14 protein-coding genes are annotated in these 16625 nt (G+C 75.7%); 1 reads left to right on the top strand and 13 read right to left on the bottom strand.

The annotated features are described in order from the left end of the window. From LPA27_RS15440 to LPA27_RS15415, 6 genes are all read right to left on the bottom strand, one after another. Positions 1-677: TetR/AcrR family transcriptional regulator (locus tag LPA27_RS15440; protein WP_228943007.1), on the bottom strand; the 677-nt coding region annotated here is incomplete at its 3' end. Between the two features lie 147 nt (positions 678-824). Continuing rightward, positions 825-3446 carry an ABC transporter permease gene (locus LPA27_RS15435; protein ID WP_228943006.1) on the bottom strand — a complete coding sequence of 874 codons (2622 nt, stop codon included), beginning with the start codon at positions 3444-3446 and terminating at the stop codon, positions 825-827. Then, positions 3443-4165 (bottom strand): ABC transporter ATP-binding protein, encoded by a 723-nt coding sequence (locus LPA27_RS15430; RefSeq protein WP_228943005.1) that lies wholly within the window; start codon positions 4163-4165, stop codon positions 3443-3445. The genes LPA27_RS15435 and LPA27_RS15430 overlap by 4 nt, the downstream gene beginning before the upstream one ends. Beyond that, positions 4162-4365: a hypothetical protein gene (locus tag LPA27_RS15425; RefSeq protein ID WP_228943004.1), complete on the bottom strand. Its 204-nt coding sequence runs from the start codon at positions 4363-4365 to the stop codon at positions 4162-4164. The genes LPA27_RS15430 and LPA27_RS15425 overlap by 4 nt, the downstream gene beginning before the upstream one ends. After that, on the bottom strand, positions 4362-4979 hold the full coding sequence (locus LPA27_RS15420) for a PadR family transcriptional regulator (RefSeq protein WP_228943003.1): 618 nt from the start codon (positions 4977-4979) through the stop codon (positions 4362-4364). Before LPA27_RS15420 ends, LPA27_RS15425 begins: the two co-directional genes overlap by 4 nt. A gap of 168 nt (positions 4980-5147) precedes the next feature. Then, positions 5148-8198: a S8 family serine peptidase gene (locus tag LPA27_RS15415; RefSeq protein WP_228943002.1), complete on the bottom strand. Its 3051-nt coding sequence runs from the start codon at positions 8196-8198 to the stop codon at positions 5148-5150. Between the two features lie 541 nt (positions 8199-8739). On the opposite strand from LPA27_RS15415, the gene LPA27_RS15410 reads away from it, so the two are divergent. Beyond that, a complete protein-coding gene (locus LPA27_RS15410; protein WP_228943001.1) occupies positions 8740-9498 on the top strand; it encodes an SDR family oxidoreductase in 759 nt (252 codons plus the stop codon). Here the strand turns inward: LPA27_RS15410 and LPA27_RS15405 are convergent. The 7 genes from LPA27_RS15405 to LPA27_RS15375 all read right to left on the bottom strand — a co-directional run bounded on the left by LPA27_RS15405 (position 9482) and on the right by LPA27_RS15375 (position 16463). Next, positions 9482-9931, bottom strand: a complete 450-nt coding sequence (locus tag LPA27_RS15405; RefSeq protein ID WP_228943000.1) for a DoxX family membrane protein — start codon at positions 9929-9931, stop codon at positions 9482-9484. The genes LPA27_RS15410 and LPA27_RS15405 overlap by 17 nt on opposite strands. Before the next feature lie 33 nt (positions 9932-9964). Beyond that, the gene (locus tag LPA27_RS15400; RefSeq protein WP_228942999.1) at positions 9965-10696 is read right to left on the bottom strand and encodes a histidine phosphatase family protein; all 732 of its coding nucleotides are present in this window, start codon (positions 10694-10696) and stop codon (positions 9965-9967) included. Further along, positions 10696-11832, bottom strand: a complete 1137-nt coding sequence (locus LPA27_RS15395) for a phosphotransferase family protein (RefSeq protein ID WP_228942998.1) — start codon at positions 11830-11832, stop codon at positions 10696-10698. Before LPA27_RS15395 ends, LPA27_RS15400 begins: the two co-directional genes overlap by 1 nt. Continuing rightward, positions 11829-12620, bottom strand: a complete 792-nt coding sequence (locus LPA27_RS15390; RefSeq protein WP_228942997.1) for an SDR family NAD(P)-dependent oxidoreductase — start codon at positions 12618-12620, stop codon at positions 11829-11831. Before LPA27_RS15390 ends, LPA27_RS15395 begins: the two co-directional genes overlap by 4 nt. Beyond that, positions 12617-13882, bottom strand: coding sequence for an acyl-CoA dehydrogenase family protein (locus LPA27_RS15385; RefSeq protein ID WP_228942996.1), 1266 nt, complete (start codon positions 13880-13882; stop codon positions 12617-12619). The genes LPA27_RS15390 and LPA27_RS15385 overlap by 4 nt, the downstream gene beginning before the upstream one ends. Before the next feature lie 264 nt (positions 13883-14146). After that, positions 14147-15751, bottom strand: a complete 1605-nt coding sequence (locus LPA27_RS15380; protein WP_228942995.1) for a hypothetical protein — start codon at positions 15749-15751, stop codon at positions 14147-14149. Then, positions 15726-16463, bottom strand: a complete 738-nt coding sequence (locus LPA27_RS15375) for an ABC transporter ATP-binding protein (RefSeq protein WP_228942994.1) — start codon at positions 16461-16463, stop codon at positions 15726-15728. The genes LPA27_RS15380 and LPA27_RS15375 overlap by 26 nt, the downstream gene beginning before the upstream one ends. Positions 16464-16625 lie beyond the last annotated feature (162 nt).

Genomic DNA, 16625 nt, shown 5'->3' with positions numbered 1-16625 from the left:
GCTGGCACGCGGCTTCGTCGTCGACGGCGTGCTCGACCCGGGTGCCGTGCTCGAGGTGCTGGGCCGCGAGCGGGGGCCAGGGTGGCGTCGAGGGTCAGCGACCACTGGTCGAGGATGCGGGCGCGGCGGCGGGTGTCGTCGGTGATGGTGTCGGCGAGGCCGAGCCCGCGCACGAGGTCGAGGGTGGCCTGCACGAGCTCGCGGGTGCCGGGCTGCTCCTCGTCGGCGTCGAGCAGCTCGACGGTGAGGCGGTGGGCGTCGCGGCCCACCCGCTGCTCCAGCGGTGCGACGGCGGCGAGGAGGGTGGCGTCGGTGCGGGCCGCCACCCACAGCTCGAGGGCCGCGGTGAAGACCGGCGAGGTGAAGTGGTCGCCGAGCATGGCCAGCACGGCGCGGGTGCGGCGGCGCCCCGTGGGCAGGGCGGCCGCGGCCGCCGCGAGCTCGGCGCCGCGCACCTCGGTGAGGTGCTCGACGGCGGCGACCACGAGCGCGTTCTTGGAGGGGAAGTGGTGCAGCTGGGCGCCTCGGCTGACCCCGGCCCGCTCGGAGACCAGCGTGGTCGTGGTGCCGGCGAAGCCGCGCTCGACGAGCAGCTCGACCGTGGCCTCGAGCAGCCGCGCCCGCATGGCGCGGGTGCGCTCCTCCTGCGGCACGCGCGTCGAGGTGGTCTGGGTCACGCCACCACCCTGCCTGCGGACCCAACAAACAGTCAAGCCTGACTTTTTCTGCGGTCCACCCGTCTTGCTGACCGTTGCGACCACTACCCGACAGTCAGGACGGTCGGGTGGTGGTCGCAACGGTCGGTAACACGAGGGCGTGCGGCCTCAGTCGAGCCGCGCCACCAGGGGCAGCCGCGAGCGGGCGGTGAGGCCGACCACCGCGGCGGTGAGCAGCGGCAGGCCGAGCACGACGCCGGTGACCAAGAGCCACGGCACGTCGAGGTAGGTCGCCGGACCGCCGGTGGTCCCGCTGCTCCCGGGCCCGGTGAGCGGGTAGGTGATGGCGACGCCGGGGATCGCCCCCACCAGCGCTCCCAGCACCGCGCCCACCAGCCCCACCACGAGGGCGTACGCCGCGGCGATCGCGCGGCGGGTGCGCGGGCTGGCCCCCACCGCCGACAGCGTGGCCAGGTCGGGCCGGGCGTCGGAGAGGGCCAGGAACGTCGCCGTCAGGGTGCCGCCGAGCATGAGCACCGCTCCCAGCGCGGCCAGGATGAGCTGCACGACCACCGTCTCCTCGTCGGCGACGTAGCCGCGCTCGACGTCGAGGGAGGCCTGTCCGGGCAGGGCGGTCAGCGCCTCGCCGACGCTGCGCTCGGCGGCCTCGGTGATCGGGGCGTCGACGACGAGGCCCGTGACCCGGGTGCGACCACCGAGGCGGTCGGCCACGGCGGGTGCGACGACCGCGTCGACCGGGGAGTAGTCGCCGTCGACCTGGACGTAGGTGCCGGCCACCTCGAGCCGCTGGCGGTCCACGACCCGCCCGCGTCCGGAGTACTCGGCGGTCCTGAGGACCACCCGGGCGCCGTCGACGGCCTCCGAGGCGAAGGCCACGACCCCGCCGGAGGCGAGCACCCGCGAGGCGCGGTCGGCCTCGGTGGCGTCGATGCCCGGGAGGCCGGGCGGGAGGCGGTCGGCGACCAGGGTGGCACTGGCGAAGGGGCCGCCGACCGACACGAGGAGCGGGTCGCTGTCACCCGGCTGCGCGACCTCGAGCTGGCGGAAGCCGCGCCCCTCCACCGGCAGGACCAGCGCCTGCACCGTCGAGACGTCGTCCTCCGGGACGGTCCGGGCGACCGCGTCGCGGTAGGCCGGCCAGTCGACGCCGCCCCCGTAGGCGGTGACGAGCCCGTAGCCGTCGGCGAGGCTCGGCTGGTAGGTCTCCTGGTTCTGGTGCTCGTCGCTGCTCACCGCGATCCCGAGCGCGACCACCCCCGCGACGGTCGCGGCCACGGCCGCGACGGCCGGCACCGTGCGGGTGCGGTGGCGTGCGGCGTCGCGCGCCGCGAAGCGCAGCGGCAGGGGCAGCCGGCCCGCCAGGCGCGACACGGCGAGCACGACCACCGGCACGAGCAGGATCATGGCCAGCACCGAGACGATCGCCGAGGCGGCGATGGCGATCTCGCCGCCCCCGGAGGCGCCGTACGCCGCTCCCGCGACGCCGACCCCGAGCAGCACCAGGCCCAGCAGCGGGGAGCGCCGCGAGGCGCGGGTGTCGCCGCGACGCCCGGCCAGCACGGCCACGACGTCCTGGCGCGAGGCGATCCAGGCCGGCACCGCGGCGGCGAGCAGTGCGCTGAGGGTGCCGAAGGCCGCGATGCCCGCCAGGTGCAGCCAGGTGACGTCGAAGGGGCCGAAGCGGGTGGTGGAGAAGCCCTGGAGGACCGGGGTGAGCGCCACCGCCGCCAGCAGGCCGAGGCCGAGGCCGAGCACCGCGCCCAGGGATCCGAGCACCACGCCGGTGGCCAGCACGACCCGGCGCGCCTGCCCGGGCACGCCGCCGGCGGCGGCGATGAGGGCGAGGGTGCGCGACTGCCGGCGGGCGCCGACGGCGAAGGCCGGTCCGGCGAGCAGCACCACCTCGATGAGCACCATCACCACGACGAGCGCGAGCACGGTGACGGTGGCCTCGTCGATGCCCTCGTCGAAGCCCCGGATCTCGGGGGGCAGGGCCGACTCCGGCGGAGGGTCGGTGACGACGGCGCGCGACAGGACGGTGGCGCCAAGGGCGTTGAGGGCGCGCACCTGCTCCCAGGTGACCGCGGCTCCGCCGATGAGCAGCGTGCTGCCGGCGCCCTGCCCCTCGACGGCGGCCGGTCGCGCCCACGCCATGGGGAAGCCTCGGCCCTGGGCCGACTCCACGACCCCCACGACCTGGAGGCGGGTGCCGCCGGCGAGCTCGAGCTCCTCGCCCACGCCGGGGCCGCGCTCGGCGAGGTCGGCGTTGACGACGACCTCGCCGTCGGTGCGGGGCAGCCGGCCCGAGACGGGCTCCACCAGCCCGCGGGTGAGCGGGTCGAGCAGGTCGGTGCCGGTGAGCTCGACGTAGGTCTGCCCGTCGTCGGTCGCGGCCCGCGTGGACTCCGTCTCCAGCTCCACCGCCGGCAGGTCGCTCTCGCCGAGCACCCGCTCGACGTCGGCGAGCGTCGCCAGGCCGGGCTCGCGCCTCGGCCCCACGGCGCTCACGCCGGTGTCGGGGTCGGCGTCCTGCACCGCCTCGCGGGACCCCGGCGCCAGCGAGACCCGCGCCTCGGCGGTGCCGAGGCGCCGCTCGAGGCCCTCGACCCCGGAGACGCTCTGGGTGGAGTAGAGCGTGTCGGCCGCGGCCACCCCCATCACGGGCAGCGCGATCATGACGAGCACGAGCAGGCTGCGCCCCTTGGCCCGCCGGGCGTCGCGCCAGGCCAGGCGCAGCGGCAGCCGCCAGCCCGCGAGGGGCCCCCTCACCGGTGCGCGCCCTGGTCGAGCAGGGCGTCGACGGGCGTGGCGCCGGAGTCGTCGACGACGACGCCGTCGCGCAGGAAGACCACCCGGTCGGCCCAGGCGGCGTGGCGGGCCTCGTGGGTGACCATGACGCCGGCGGCGCCGGCGTCGCAGCGGGCGCGCAGCAGGCGCAGCACGTCCTCGCCCGACTCGGTGTCGAGGGCGCCGGTCGGCTCGTCGGCCAGGATCAGCCGCCGCTCGCCGACCACGGCGCGCGCGATGGCCACGCGCTGCTGCTGGCCTCCCGACATCAGGTCGGGGAAGCGGTCGGCGAGCTCGCCGATGCCGACCTCCTCCAGCGCGGTGCGCGCGGCCGCGCGGGCGGCGCGGGTGCGCACGCCGTCGAGCTCGAGCGGCAGGGCGACGTTCTCCACGGCGGTCAGGGCAGGGACGAGGTTGAAGTCCTGGAAGACGTAGCCGATCGAGGTGCGGCGCATGCGGGCGCGCGCCTTGGCCCCCATCGCCCCGAGGTCGGAGCCCTCGACGCGCACGGCGCCGTCGGTGGGGGTGTCGAGACCGCCGGAGAGGGTCAGCAGGGTCGACTTGCCGGAGCCCGAGGGCCCCATCACCGCGACCAGCTCACCGGCGTGGGCGGCGAAGGAGACCGCGCGCAGCGCGTGGACCTGCAGGTCGCCCTCGCCGTGCACGCGCGAGACGCGGTCGAGCTCGAGCACCGCGCTCATCGCACGGCCACCCGTCCACGGGCTCCGCGCGTGGCGCGTGGGCAGGCCGCCAGCCGGCGGGCGCTCTGCGCCAGCCACCGGTCCTCGGCACGGCGCAGCACCACGGCCTGCTCGGCCAGGAGCACGCCGGGCCGGGGCGCCGCGGGCGCGGCGGCGGTGGGGGCACCCGGTCGGGTCGACCGCGACGACGCGGCGCTCATCGCAGGGCCTCGCCCTCGACGCGGGCGTCGGCCGACCGGTCGGCGGCCGACGGCTCGGGGCGCTCGAGCGCGGCGCGGCGCAGCCGGGCCTCGCAGTGGTCGAGCCAGCGGATCTCGGCCTCGGAGGCGAAGACCAGGGAGTCGAGCACGAGGCTCCAGGCGAGGTCGACGCGCGGCGCCTCGCCCTGACGACCACCGGGGCCGGCCTGACCGGCCTGGCGCTTGAGGCGGGTGTAGTCCTGCAGCGCGCGCATCGTGGCGCTGCGCTGCTGCTGGATCACCGCGCCGACGTCGACGCCTGGCACGGTGACCGCGAGGGCGAGCTTGATGGCCAGCTCGTCGCGCGGGGGCTGGGTGCGCGCCACGGGGGTGGTGAACCACGCCGCCACCTCCTCGCGCCCCGCCGGGGTCAGGCGCCACCGCTCGTGGCCCTCCGCGTCGGCGCCGGCGGCCTCGACCAGTCCGTCGCGCTCCAGGCGCGTCAGCGTGGTGTAGACCTGCCCGACGTTGAGCGGCCAGGTCGACCCGGTGCGCTGCTCGAACTCCGTGCGGAGCTGGTTGCCGTACATCGGCTCCTGCTCCAGCAGCGCCAGCAGCGCCTGCTTGACCGACATGGGGACCTCCTCGTGGTGGGCGCACCCCGCGCCCTACTCGGTATGTATACCACGTATGCATACCGGGTATCCAGCACGCGGCGCACGCCCGGAAACACCCGACGGCCGCCCCGCAGGTGCGGGACGGCCGTCGGGTGGTGCTGGGTGCTGCTCAGCGGTGCGGGTGGATCACGGCGTGGCCGTGGTGACCTCCAGCAGCGTGGTGATGCCGGTGTCGCCGTAGAGCACGCGACCGAGGTAGCGGGCGTCGGCGTCCAGACCGGTCCAGGCCAGGGAGTACGTCGACTCCTCGCCCGCGGTGACCTCGAGCGGGTCCGGGGTCGCGGTGAGCGAGCCCTGGGCCGCGGTGCCGAGGTCGTAGACGTCCATCCGGAAGTCCATCGGCGAGCCCTGCGGGCCGGAGGCGAAGCCGTCCACGAAGACCGCGACGGCCGGGGAGTCCGGAGCCTCGATGGTCACCGACTCGTCGGCCGAGCCGGTCGCCGAGACGACCTGCGCGCCGACGGCGGCCGAGCACTCGGCGTTGGTCGGGATGACGGTCAGGTCGAGGTCGGCGAGGTCGTCGGCGGCGTCGACGTCGATGCGCAGCAGGGGGCTGCCCTCGGTGACGGGCACGCAGTAGGCCGCCGAGTCGTTGACGGCCACGGAGTCCTCGACCGAGTCGGCCTGGGCCAGACCCTGGGTGGTGAGGTCGATCGTGCCCGTCGTGCCGCTGGTCACGGTGACGTCGACGTCGCTGTCGGCGCCCTCGCCGGTGACGACGGCCGGGGCGTCGAGCGCGACCGGCTTGAGAGCGACCGGCATGCGGGCCGAGGTGGTGCCGGTGAGCTTGACGAAGCCCTTGGCCCAGCGGTTGAGCTCCACGCCGTCCTTGGCGGTGAAGGTGATCACGAGCTTGCGCTTGACGCCGGCCTTGCCCGCGCTGAAGGACTTCTTGCTGACCTTCGTGGTGAAGCCCGGCACGCTGGCCGAGACCTTCCAGGTGCCCTTGCCCTGCGTGGTGACGGTGCGGGTGAAGGTCGTGCTCTGGACCACCGCGTGGTCGGCCATCGAGGGGATGTTGACGGCCTTGGCCTCGACCGGCTTCACGCCGGTGTCGAAGCCCTGGTCGGCGATGAGGCCGTACCACTGCCGCGAGGTCGAGGTGACGAAGAGACCCGGGCGGAACATCGAGGCCGGGGTGACCTGGCCGGCGCCCTGGGCGAAGGCGTCGCGCGAGGCCTTGTCGCCCGCGGTGCGGGTGCTGGTGGCGGTGGTCATCATCGCCGACTGGACCATCTGGGGGGTCCAGGTCGGGTTCTCGGCCATCAGCAGCGCGCCGAGACCGGCGATGTGCGGCGCGGCCATCGACGTGCCGGAGTAGAGGTCGAAGTCGCGGTCGCTGTTCGACGGCGGGGCGACCGCGGCGAGCACGCTCTGGCCGGGGGCGGAGATGTCGGGCTTGAGGATGTCGCTCTCGTTGGCGTTGGCCGGGCCCCGCGAGGAGAAGCCGGAGACCTGGGGCAGCGCCGCCGAGGGCAGGTCGGTCTGGTTGCCGGGCAGCAGGGCCGCGGTCGGCGCGTCGGTGTCGAGGTAGGCCTCGATCGCCGGCAGGTCGGTGCTCTGCAGGTGCACGGTCGGCACGGGGTGCAGGTCGGCGTCGAGGCTGCTCTCGGCCGGGTTGACCAGGATCATGCCGACGCCGCCGGCGCGGGCGACCTCCGTCGACTTCTCGACGCGGCCGTAGGTGCCGCGCAGGCAGACCACGACGGCGCCGTCGACGGCGGCCTCGTCGAGGCTGTCGGGGGCGCACAGCCCGGCCTCGGCGGCGTCGCCGCCGGCGACTCCCGCCTCGGCCGCGTCGACCAGCGGGGTCTGCTCCGGGACGCCGGTGCCGTCGATCATGGCGCCGAGGTAGCGGGTGCCGTCACCGAGCTCGACGGTGCCGTCGAAGTTGCGGTACGTCGACGCCGCCACGGTGGTCAGCCAGGGGCTGTTGTGGGCGACGGTCGACTCGGTCGGGCCGCTGTTGCCGGCCGAGGCGGCGACGAAGACGCCCGCGTCGGCCGCACCGGCGAAGGCGATCTCGACCGGGTCGACGACGGTGTCGGTCGCGCCGGAGATCGAGAAGTTGATGACGTCGACGCCGTCGCGCACGGCGTCGTCGATCGCGGAGAGGATCGCGTCGGTGTAGCAGCCGCCGGTGTCGGGGTCGGTGTCCTCCCAGCAGACCTTGTAGGAGGCGATCGAGGCGCCGGGCACCATGCCGGTGACCTCGCCGAACTCGATGCCGTCGACGCTCACGTCGTCGACGACGTTGCCGGCCGCGGTGCTCGCGGTGTGGCTGCCGTGGCCGCCGCCGTCGCGCGGGGAGATGAACTCGCCCTCGGCGACCTCCTCGGGGGGCACGGTGTCGACGAAGGTGTCGGGGTAGTAGCGCGCGCCGATGATCTTGGTCGAGCAGTCGCTGAGGTCCCAGTCGTCGCCGGTGCCGGTCTCGCAGGCGCCGCGGAAGGTGCCGCCGTCGGCCTTCTTCATCGTGGTGTTGCCCAGCGGGTCCATCCGCGCGGCCCACGGGCCGGTCGGGGCGCCGCTGAGCTCCTCGCCGGAGAAGGAGGGGTTCTCGGGCCAGATGCCGGTGTCGAGGTCGCCGACGACGATGCCGGAGCCGGCGTTCGCCTGGGTGCCGTGCTTGGCCCAGACGCCGCTCTTGCCGTACATGCCGAGGGTCTGCGCGGTGTTCTGCGGGACCGCGTCGGGGGTGCGGGCCTCGACCGGCACCAGGGCGTAGACGTCCTTGGCCGCGGCCAGCGCGGTGGCCTGCTCGCCGGTGAGCTGGGCGGCGAAGCCGTTGGTGGCGGTGGTGTAGCTGCGCGTCACGGTGGCGTCGACCGCGGCCGCGACATGGCGCTGCTGCTTCTCCAGGAACGTGCGGTAGGCCGTCGCCGCGCCGGAGCGCGGGTCGAAGCTGCGGCCGGCGGCCGGCTTCGTGGGCGCGAGGCCCTGGATGCCGCCGGTGTAGGCCGCGGCGCTGGGCTGCTGCATGAGCACGATGTAGCGACCGGCCTCGTAGGCGTCCACGGCGGCCCGGTCGAGCTTCTTGATGCCGCCGGCGCTGTCGGCGGCCTGGGCGGGTGCGACGGTCGAGACCGTCGCCACCAGCCCTACCGCGATCGCGCTCGCGGACACGACGCCCAGTGCGCGCTGGCGCGCACTGCGACGGGCGTGAAGATTCGTCACGAAAACTCCCTCACTCCGAGACGACCACGTGCCGACACCCGATGTTCCGGCAAATGACGCGGCCAGAAGACACCTGAATCCATCCGACCGGGTGATGTCAACGGCCCCGGCACCATGGGTTCGAACCGTGTCTCATCCGAGACCTTGCGTGGCCCGGGTCACTCCGACGGCTCCGCGGGGCTGGTGGGGCGGTGCCGCGGGCCGCGGGTTTCGCCAGCCGGCCGGTGAAACCCGCACCTGTCGGCCCACGCGTCGGCCGACAGGTGCGGGTCCGGGCCGACAGGTGGGGCTGCCGTGGCTGGTGGGGACGCACGCTCGAGCCCAGCCCCGCGCGACGGCATGGCTGCCCGGCCCGGGCCGACGGGTTCCGGGGCGTCCGCGGGTTTCGCCAGCCGGCTGGCGAAACCCGCACCTGTCGGCCCACGCCTCGGCCGACAGGTGCGGGTCCGGGCCGACAGGTGGGGCGGAGGTGGCGAGTGGGGCTGCGGGTACGCCGGAGCCGGTGGCGGTCGGTGGGGGGTGCTGCGCCAGACTCGGGGCCATGCCGACCACCCTGATCACCGGCGCCTCCTCCGGGCTCGGCGCGGAGATGGCCCGCCAGCTCGCCGCCCGCGGGCACGACCTCGCCCTGTGCGCCCGGCGCACCGACCGCCTCGAGCAGCTGCGCGAGGAGGTGCTGGCCGCCCACCCCGGGCGGCGTGTCGAGCTGCGCACCCTCGACGTCACCGACCACGACGCCGTGCCGGCCGTGGTGGAGGACTTCCGCGCCACCTTCGGCCACCTCGACCGGGTGGTGGTCAACGCGGGGCTCGGCAAGGGCGCCGCGCTCGGCACCGGTCGCGCCGACGTCAACCGCGAGACCGCGATGACCAACTTCGTCGGCGCGCTGAGCCAGGTGGAGGCGGCCATGGCCGTCTTCCGCGCCCAGGAGGCCGGCCACCTGGTCGTGGTCTCCTCGATGTCGGCCATGCGGGCGCTGCCGAGGTCGATGACGACCTACGCCGCCACCAAGGTCGGCGCGGCGTACCTCGCCGAGGGAGTGCGCCACGAGCTGCACGGCACGCCGCTGGCCCGCACGGTCAAGGTCACCGTGCTCTACCCCGGCTACATCGCCTCGGAGATGAACGACCAGGTCGCCTCGTCGACCCCGCTCATGGCCTCGACCGAGAAGGGCGTGCGGGCGATGGTGGCCGCCATCGAGAAGCAGGTCGACTCCGCGTGCGTGCCGCCGCTGCCGTGGGCCCCGCTGTCGCTGGTGATGAAGCACGCGCCGCTCGGCGTGCTCAAGCGCCTGGTCTGACCGGGCCCTCCCCGGCACCCCGTCGGCGTCCGACGAGCTCGACCAGGATCCCCCAGCCGCCGGTGCACCACAGCGCCCAGGCGACCAGCGGCGGCTGGAAGAACAGCCGGGCCAGCCGCGCACCGTCGGTCTCGAGGCCGAAGGCGTCGGCGCCGGTGAGCCACTGGCTCACGTTGCCCGGGAAGACCGCGACGAGGAAGGTCGCGACGACCAGGCCGACCTGCGCGCGCCGCCGCCCGCGCGCCAGCAGCAGCGCCGCGCCGAGGACCAGCTCGACCACCCCGGAGACCAGCACCACCGCCTCGCGGGCCGGCAGCCACGGCGGCACCTGGGCGAGGAACGCCTCGACGTCGACGAGGTGGGCCACCCCGGCGACCAGGAGGAACGCCCCGAGCACGAGCCGCGCCGTGCGGCGTACCCACGCGGTCCTCACGGGTCGCCCGTCACGAGCCGGTCACCGGAGGCCTCACCGGTAGGTGAGCGAGTCGCCGGAGACGTGCGGGTGCTCGTTGAAGGTAAGCAGGCGCGGCCCGGTCGACCCGACCACCACGCGGGTCACCCCCGTGTTGACGCACACGGTGTTGAACCGGCTCCAGGCCCGGGCCAGCCGCGCCTCGTCGGTCTCCTCGGGGTCGACCAGCGCGGCGCAGGCCGCGGCGATCGCGCCGCCGGAGGTCACGACCAGCGTCGTGCCGCCGCTCCCGGTCGCCGCGGCGGCGGCGGTCAGCGCGCCGCGCACCCGGCCCAGGAACTCCCCCCACGACTCCGGGTACGCCGCCCCGTCGGCCCCCGGCTCGCCCGCGGTCCAGCGCCGCGTCGCCTCCATGAAGGCGGTCTGGAAGGCGCGTCGGTCCCTCCACGCGTCGTCGCCCAGCAGGTCGGGGTGGGCGCCCACGACGCCGAGGTGGTCGAACTCGTCCCAGCCGGCGTCGACCGTGACCCCGGGGGCCTCGGGTGTCCCGGGGGGCTCGGGGGTCCCGGTGTCACCGCTCCCCCGGCCGGCGCCGTCGACGAGCGCCTCGAGGGTCTCGCGGTGCCGGCGCATCGACCCGCGCACCAGCGCCGTGGGGCGCGCGCCGGCGGCGGCCAGCGAGGCCCCCAGCAGGCGGCCCTGCTCCCACCCCGTGGGCGAGAGGACGTCGTAGTCGTCGGCGCCGAAGCTGGCCTGGCCGTGCCGCACGAGCAGCAGCAGACCCATCAGGCCCCGGCCCCGGCCCCGGCCCCGGCCCCGGCCCCGGAGTCGGGCCCGGCCCCGGCGTCGGCCTCGCCGACCAGCCGGCGGCAGCGGGCCTCCAGGTAGGGGACGACCTGGCCCAGCACGGCGTACGACTCGTTGGTGGTCTGGCCGGTGGCGTAGCGGTACCAGATCTGCTGGGCGATCACCGCGAGGCGGAAGAGGCCGAAGACCTCGTAGAAGGTCCAGTCGCGCGCGCTGAGGGTGCGGCCGGTGCGCTCGCAGTAGCGGCGGGCCAGCTCCTCGCGGGTCCACATGCCCGGCGTGGTGGTGGGCTGGCGGCGGAAGAGCTGGAAGAGCTCGTCGTCGTCGGCCTGCACCCAGTAGGCCGAGGTGCAGCTGAGGTCCATCATCGGGCAGCCGACGGTGGCCAGCTCCCAGTCGAGCACACCGGCGACCTCGAGGTCGGGGCCGAGCACGAGGTTGTCGAAGCGGTAGTCGTTGTGGATCAGCACCCGCCCGGCGTCGGGGGGCTGGTGGGCGTCGAGCCAGCCGGTGACGTCGGACCAGTCGCCGGTCTCCTCGGTGCGCGCGTCGGCCAGGCGGCGGGTCCAGCCGGAGACCTGGCGGGCGACGTAGCCCTCGCCACGGCTGAGCGCGGCCAGCTCGGGCACGGCGTCGACGTCGACGGAGTGCAGGTCGACCAGCACGTCGAGCGCGCGGCGGCACAGCGCGTCGGCGGTCTCGGGAGCCACCGGGCGCAGCTGCTCGGGGAAGTCCTGGCGCAGGATCGTGCCCTCGAGGCGCTCCATGACGTAGAACTCCGAGCCGATGACCGACTCGTCGTCGCAGTGGCCGACCTGGGGCGCGATGTAGGGGAAGACCGGCGCGAGGGCGGCCTGGATCCGGTGCTCGCGACCCATGTCGTGGGCGCCCTTGGCCTTGCGGCCCACCGGGGGCCGCCGCAGGATCAGGTCGGGGCCCTCGGCCATGCGCAGCAGGTAGGTCAGGTTGGAGGCGCCGCCGCGGAACTGGCGCACCTCCGTGATCGGCCCGCGCCCCAGCCAGCGCTCGACGGCCGCGGTGTCGAAGGCGTCCTCCTCGCGCAGGGCCTTGGCGGGGTTGCCGTCCGGGGCGGGCGCGTCGGTGGGGGTGCTCACGGTGCGTTCCTCTCGAGCTTGGCCGCCTGGGCGCGCATGACCTGGTCGTAGCCGGCGCGGTCGTGCTGCTTGAGCGCCCACGCGTCGCGGGCGGGCTGGTCGGGCACGATCAGCTCGGCGCCGGCGTCGAGGCCCTCGAGCACGGCCGCGGCGATGTCGGCGGCGGTGATCGAGGAGCGCTCCACCAGCCGCGCCATCGTGGCGCCCAGCGCGGCGTCGGCGCCCTGCAGGGAGTCCATCAGGTTGGTGCGGAAGTACGACGGGCAGACCGCGTGGGCGCTGACCCCGTGGCCGGCCAGCTCGTGGCCGGTGGTCTCGGTGAGCGCCACCACCGCGGCCTTCACCGCGTTGTAGGACGCCATGCCGGCCGGGTGGACCAGGCCCGCCAGCGAGGCGACGTTGACGATCGCCCCCGACCCCTGCCGCTTGAGCAGCGGCACGAAGGCCCGGGTGCCGCGCACGGCGCCGAAGAGGTTGATCTCGAAGATCCAGTGCCACTCCTCGAGGGTGGCCACGTCGAGCCGGCCGCCACCGGCCACGCCGGCGTTGTTGACCAGCACGTCGAGCCCGCCCCAGCGCCGCCCGACCTCGGCCACCGCGGCGGCCCAGTCGTCGTCGGAGGTGATGTCGAGGGCCAGCCCGCCGTCAGGGGCGCGCAGGTCGGTGCGCAGCACCTCGTCGCCGCGGGCCTCGAAGGCCTCGCTGAGCGCCTCGCCGAGCCCCGAGGCGGCGCCGGTGACGAGCACGCGCAGCGGGGCGCCGGCCCGCTCGGCCGCGGGGGCGCTCACCGGCGCGCGCCGTACTGGGCGAGCTCGAGTCGGGCGACCACGCCGCGGTGCACCTCGTCGGGGCCGTCGGCCAGGCGCAGGGCGCGCGCCGAGGTCCAGGCCGCGGCGAGCGGGTGGTCGTCGGAGAGACCGCCGCCGCCGTGCAGCTGCATGGCCATGTCGATGACCTGCTGGGCCATGGTGGGCACGGCGACCTTGATCTGGGAGACCTCGGAGAGGGCGTTGAGCGGGCCACCGACGTCGAGCTTCCAGGCCGCGTCGAGCACCAGCAGGCGGGCGCTGTTGATGGCGATGCGGGCGTCGGCGATGCGCTCGCGGTTGCCGCCGAGGTTGGCCAGCGGCTTGCCGAAGGCCTCCCGCTCCAGGCCTCGCCGGCACGCCAGCTCCAGCGCCAGCTCGGCCAGGCCGATGAGGCGCATGCAGTGGTGCACGCGGCCGGGTCCCAGGCGGCCCTGGGCGATGCCGAAGGCCTCGCCGGGGCCGCTGAGGATGTTGCTCACCGGCACCCGCACGTCGGTGAAGGAGACCTCGCCGTGGCCGAGGGGCTCGTCCTGGAGGCCCATCGTGGAGAGCAGCCGCTCGATCCTGACGCCGGGGGTGTCGCGCGGCACCAGCACCATGGAGTGACGGTGGTGGCGGTCGGCGTCGGGGTCGGTGAGACCCATGAAGACGAAGATCCGGCAGTCGGGGTGTCCGACGCCGGTCGACCACCACTTGCGCCCGTTGATGACGACCTCGTCGCCGTCGACGACCGCCGTGGCGGCCATGTTGGTGGCGTCGGAGGAGGCCACGCCGGGCTCGGTCATGGTGAAGGCCGAGCGGATCCGGCCGTCGAGCAGCGGGTCGAGCCACTCGTCGCGCTGGGCCTGGGTGCCGTAGCGCAGCAGCACCTCCATGTTGCCGGTGTCGGGGGCGTTGCAGTTGAGCACCAGCGGCGCGATGGCGCTGCGGCCGGTGAGCTCGGCGATCGGGGCGTAGTCGACGTTGGTGAGGCCCTCGCCGCCGTCGGTGCCGAAGCGCGCGGCGTACTCCCCCGCGTGCTCCTGGGGCAGGAAGAGGTTCCACAGGCCCTGCGCGCGGGCCTTGGCCTTGAGCTCCTCGAGCACCGGCTGCGGCTCCCACGGGCTCGGCCCGCTGCGGTCGGCGCGGCGGCGGGCGAGCTCGGCGTGGTACTCCGCCTCGACCGGCGTCACCTCCTCGGCGATGAAGGCCGCCACCCGGGCGGTCAGGTCGGCCGCGCGCGGCGAGGGGGAGAAGTCCATGCCTCGCACCCTAGAGGCAGCCGGGTGACGGGCGTCTCACGGGCGCGCGGGCGGCTGCGGGTCGCCGGCGTGGTGGCGCCTCCCGGGGGGCGGGGCCGGCTCGCGGGGCTGCGCGGCGGGACGTCATGCGAGACGTGCAAGCGCATCCACACAGCGCATGACGTCCCCCGGCGCCGCCGAGCCCACCCCACCACGTCATACGAGACGTGCAAGCGCATCCACACAACGCATGACGTCCCCGGCGCCGCCGAGCAGCGCGCGGCGTCAGGCGGTGACGGTCAGCACGACGCGGGCGCGCTCGACGGGGTCGAGCCAGCGGCGGCGGGTGCGCAGCAGGCGCCACGACGACCACGCCAGGAACGGTACGGCGCACAGCACCGGCAGCGCCCACCCCTCGGCGCGGCTGAGCCCGGAGAAGACCAGGCCGGTCACGGTGGTGCTCACCGCGAGGCGGGTGGAGTAGCCGACCATGCCCAGCGGCGGGGCGGGGGTCGCGCGGGCCGAGCGCAGGTCGACCGCGTGGGGGTGGGCCAGCGACCAGCGCATCGCGGCCGCGACCACCTGCACGGTGACCACCGCCAGCGTGGCCGTGATCGCCGCGAGCTCGGCCGCGCTCGGCACCCCGGCGCGCACCGCGGCGATGGCGGTGGTCAGCAGCGAGGCCGCGAGCAGGAACTCCGCCAGCACCCACGCGCGGGCGTCGAAGACCGTGGCGGGGTCGACCGGCAGGCTCTCGCGCCAGCGACCGCCGCGGCCGTCGAGGCACCACGCGTTGACCCCGAAGAGCAGCGCGCCGCCGGAGGCGACCAGGCCGGGGAGCACCGTCATGGTGTCCCAGCGCAGCCCGCCCAGCAGGGCGACCAGGCCGGGGCCCACGGCGAGCACCAGCAGCCCGCGTCGCATCGGCACCGCGCGCCACACCGAGGCCCGGTCGGTGCGCACGAGCGCGGTGAGCGGCCAGCGGGCCAGCGGGCGGGCCTCGTGGTGCTCGGTCTCGCTGCCCTGCTCGTCGCGCGGGTGGCGGCGCGCCGCCAGGTGGGCCGGCACGGCGCCGAGGGCGACCGCGAGCAGGGTCGCCACGAGCAGGCCGGCCACGGTGAGGCCCCACCGCGGGCCGGGACCGCCCACGAGGCCGCCCAGCACGGGCACGGTCGGGCCGCGGTCGAGGGCCGGCACCAGCCGACCGGTGGCCTGCAGGGCCAGCCCCGCGGCGAGCACCCCGAGGCCGAGCAGGCGCACGGCCAGGACACCGCCGCGCAGGCGGCGCAGGCCCTCCAGGCTCCAGGCGACGACCTGCGCGAGCGCGGTGGCCAGGGCCAGCCACAGCAGCATGCCGACCTGCGCGGCGGCGAGGTCGGCGCCGCCGCCGGCCGGGCCCACGGCGTAGGCGGTGCTGCCCAGCAGCGTCCAGGCCTGCAGCAGCCAGGCGATGTTGAGGGGTGCGAGGACCAGCGCCCCGAGGTGGTCGGTGGTGGGGCTGACCGGGTGCACCGCGGCCGGGTCGCGCGCCAGCAGCTCACGCCCGCCCCCGGAGACGACCGCCGAGACCAGGGCCAGCAGCAGGAAGCCCGCCATCGCGGTGGGCAGCAGCAGGAGCACGTCGAGGCTGCGGCCCTCGCCCGAGCCCGCGCCGGGGGTCCACGCCGGCACGACCGCGGCCGCCGCGGTGAGCGCGACGAAGGTGGCGGCGAGGCCGACGAGCACCCCGCGGCTGCGCACGGTGCCGGCGCGGAAGGCGACCAGGTGGCCGGTGTCGACCACGGCGTGCCACGCGTCGGCGGGTGCGGCGCGCCAGCGGGCGGCGGCCCCGGGACGACGCGGCGGGCCGGAGCCGGGCCAGCGCTCAGTCGAGGAGGCCGCGGTAGGCACGCGCGCCGTCCTCCCCCACCATGTCGGCGGCCGGGAGGGTGGCGACCTGGGCACCGCCGCGCAGCACGGTCACGGTCGAGCAGGCCTCGATGGCCAGCTCGCGCAGGTGGGTGGAGACCAGGACGCAGGCGCCACGGGCGCGGGCGTCGGCGACGACCTCCAGGGTCGCCTCCACGCCGATCGGGTCGACGCCGTCGAAGGGCTCGTCGAGCAGCAGCACGTCGGGCTCGTGCAGCGCGGCCAGCACCACCGAGAGCCGGCGGCCCATGCCGTGGGAGAAGCCGGCCGTCACCCGGTGGGCGACGTCGCCGAGCTCGAAACGCTCGAGCAGGTCGCGGGCGCGCTGCTCCCAGCCCACCGGGCGGGTGCGCCACGTGCGGTCGAGGCGGCGCAGCCGCGCGGAGAGCTGCACGTGCTCCCACGGCGTCGCGCGGGGCACGAGCCCGCCCACGTCGGGGCAGTAGCCCACCGACTGCTTGACCCGCAGAGGCTCGCGCCGCACGTCGTGGCCCGCGACGCGGGCGGAGCCCGACGTGGGCGGCACGACGCCGGCGAGCACGCGCATCGTCGTCGACTTGCCCGCGCCGTTGCGGCCCAGGAGGGCGGTGGCCTGGCCGGCGTACGCCACCAGGTCGACGCCCGCGACCGCCTCCACCTCGCCGAAGCGCACGTGGAGGGCGCGCACGTCGACGGCGGGCCGGGGGGAGGTCACGCCACCATCCTGGCCGCGCGGGCGGTGCCCCAGGAGGCCTCCGCGGGCAAATGACCCGGACCGACCAGGGGGTCGGCCGTTCGGAGGACCCGCGGTCTCCGCCGATCGGTCAGGACGCACCGCGGCGGCGGACCCGTCGAGGGTCCGCCGCCGCGGTGTCGT

It is taken from the genome of Nocardioides sp. Leaf374 (assembly GCF_916862475.1).
Classification (GTDB): Bacteria; Actinomycetota; Actinomycetes; order Propionibacteriales; family Nocardioidaceae; genus Nocardioides; species Nocardioides kribbensis.
This window is presented reverse-complemented; position numbering and strand designations above follow the sequence as displayed.

Excerpts from the sequence above, each read along its gene's own strand:
- LPA27_RS15400 (WP_228942999.1), bottom strand. The coding sequence starts at position 10,696 with ATGGGTCTGCTGCTGCTCGTGCGGCACGGCCAGGCCAGCTTCGGCGCC.
- LPA27_RS15420 (WP_228943003.1), bottom strand. The coding sequence starts at position 4,979 with ATGTCGGTCAAGCAGGCGCTGCTGGCGCTGCTGGAGCAGGAGCCGATG.
- LPA27_RS15425 (WP_228943004.1), bottom strand. The coding sequence starts at position 4,365 with ATGAGCGCCGCGTCGTCGCGGTCGACCCGACCGGGTGCCCCCACCGCC.
- LPA27_RS15430 (WP_228943005.1), bottom strand. The coding sequence starts at position 4,165 with ATGAGCGCGGTGCTCGAGCTCGACCGCGTCTCGCGCGTGCACGGCGAG.
- LPA27_RS15385 (WP_228942996.1), bottom strand. The coding sequence starts at position 13,882 with ATGGACTTCTCCCCCTCGCCGCGCGCGGCCGACCTGACCGCCCGGGTG.
- LPA27_RS15410 (WP_228943001.1), top strand. The coding sequence starts at position 8,740 with ATGCCGACCACCCTGATCACCGGCGCCTCCTCCGGGCTCGGCGCGGAG.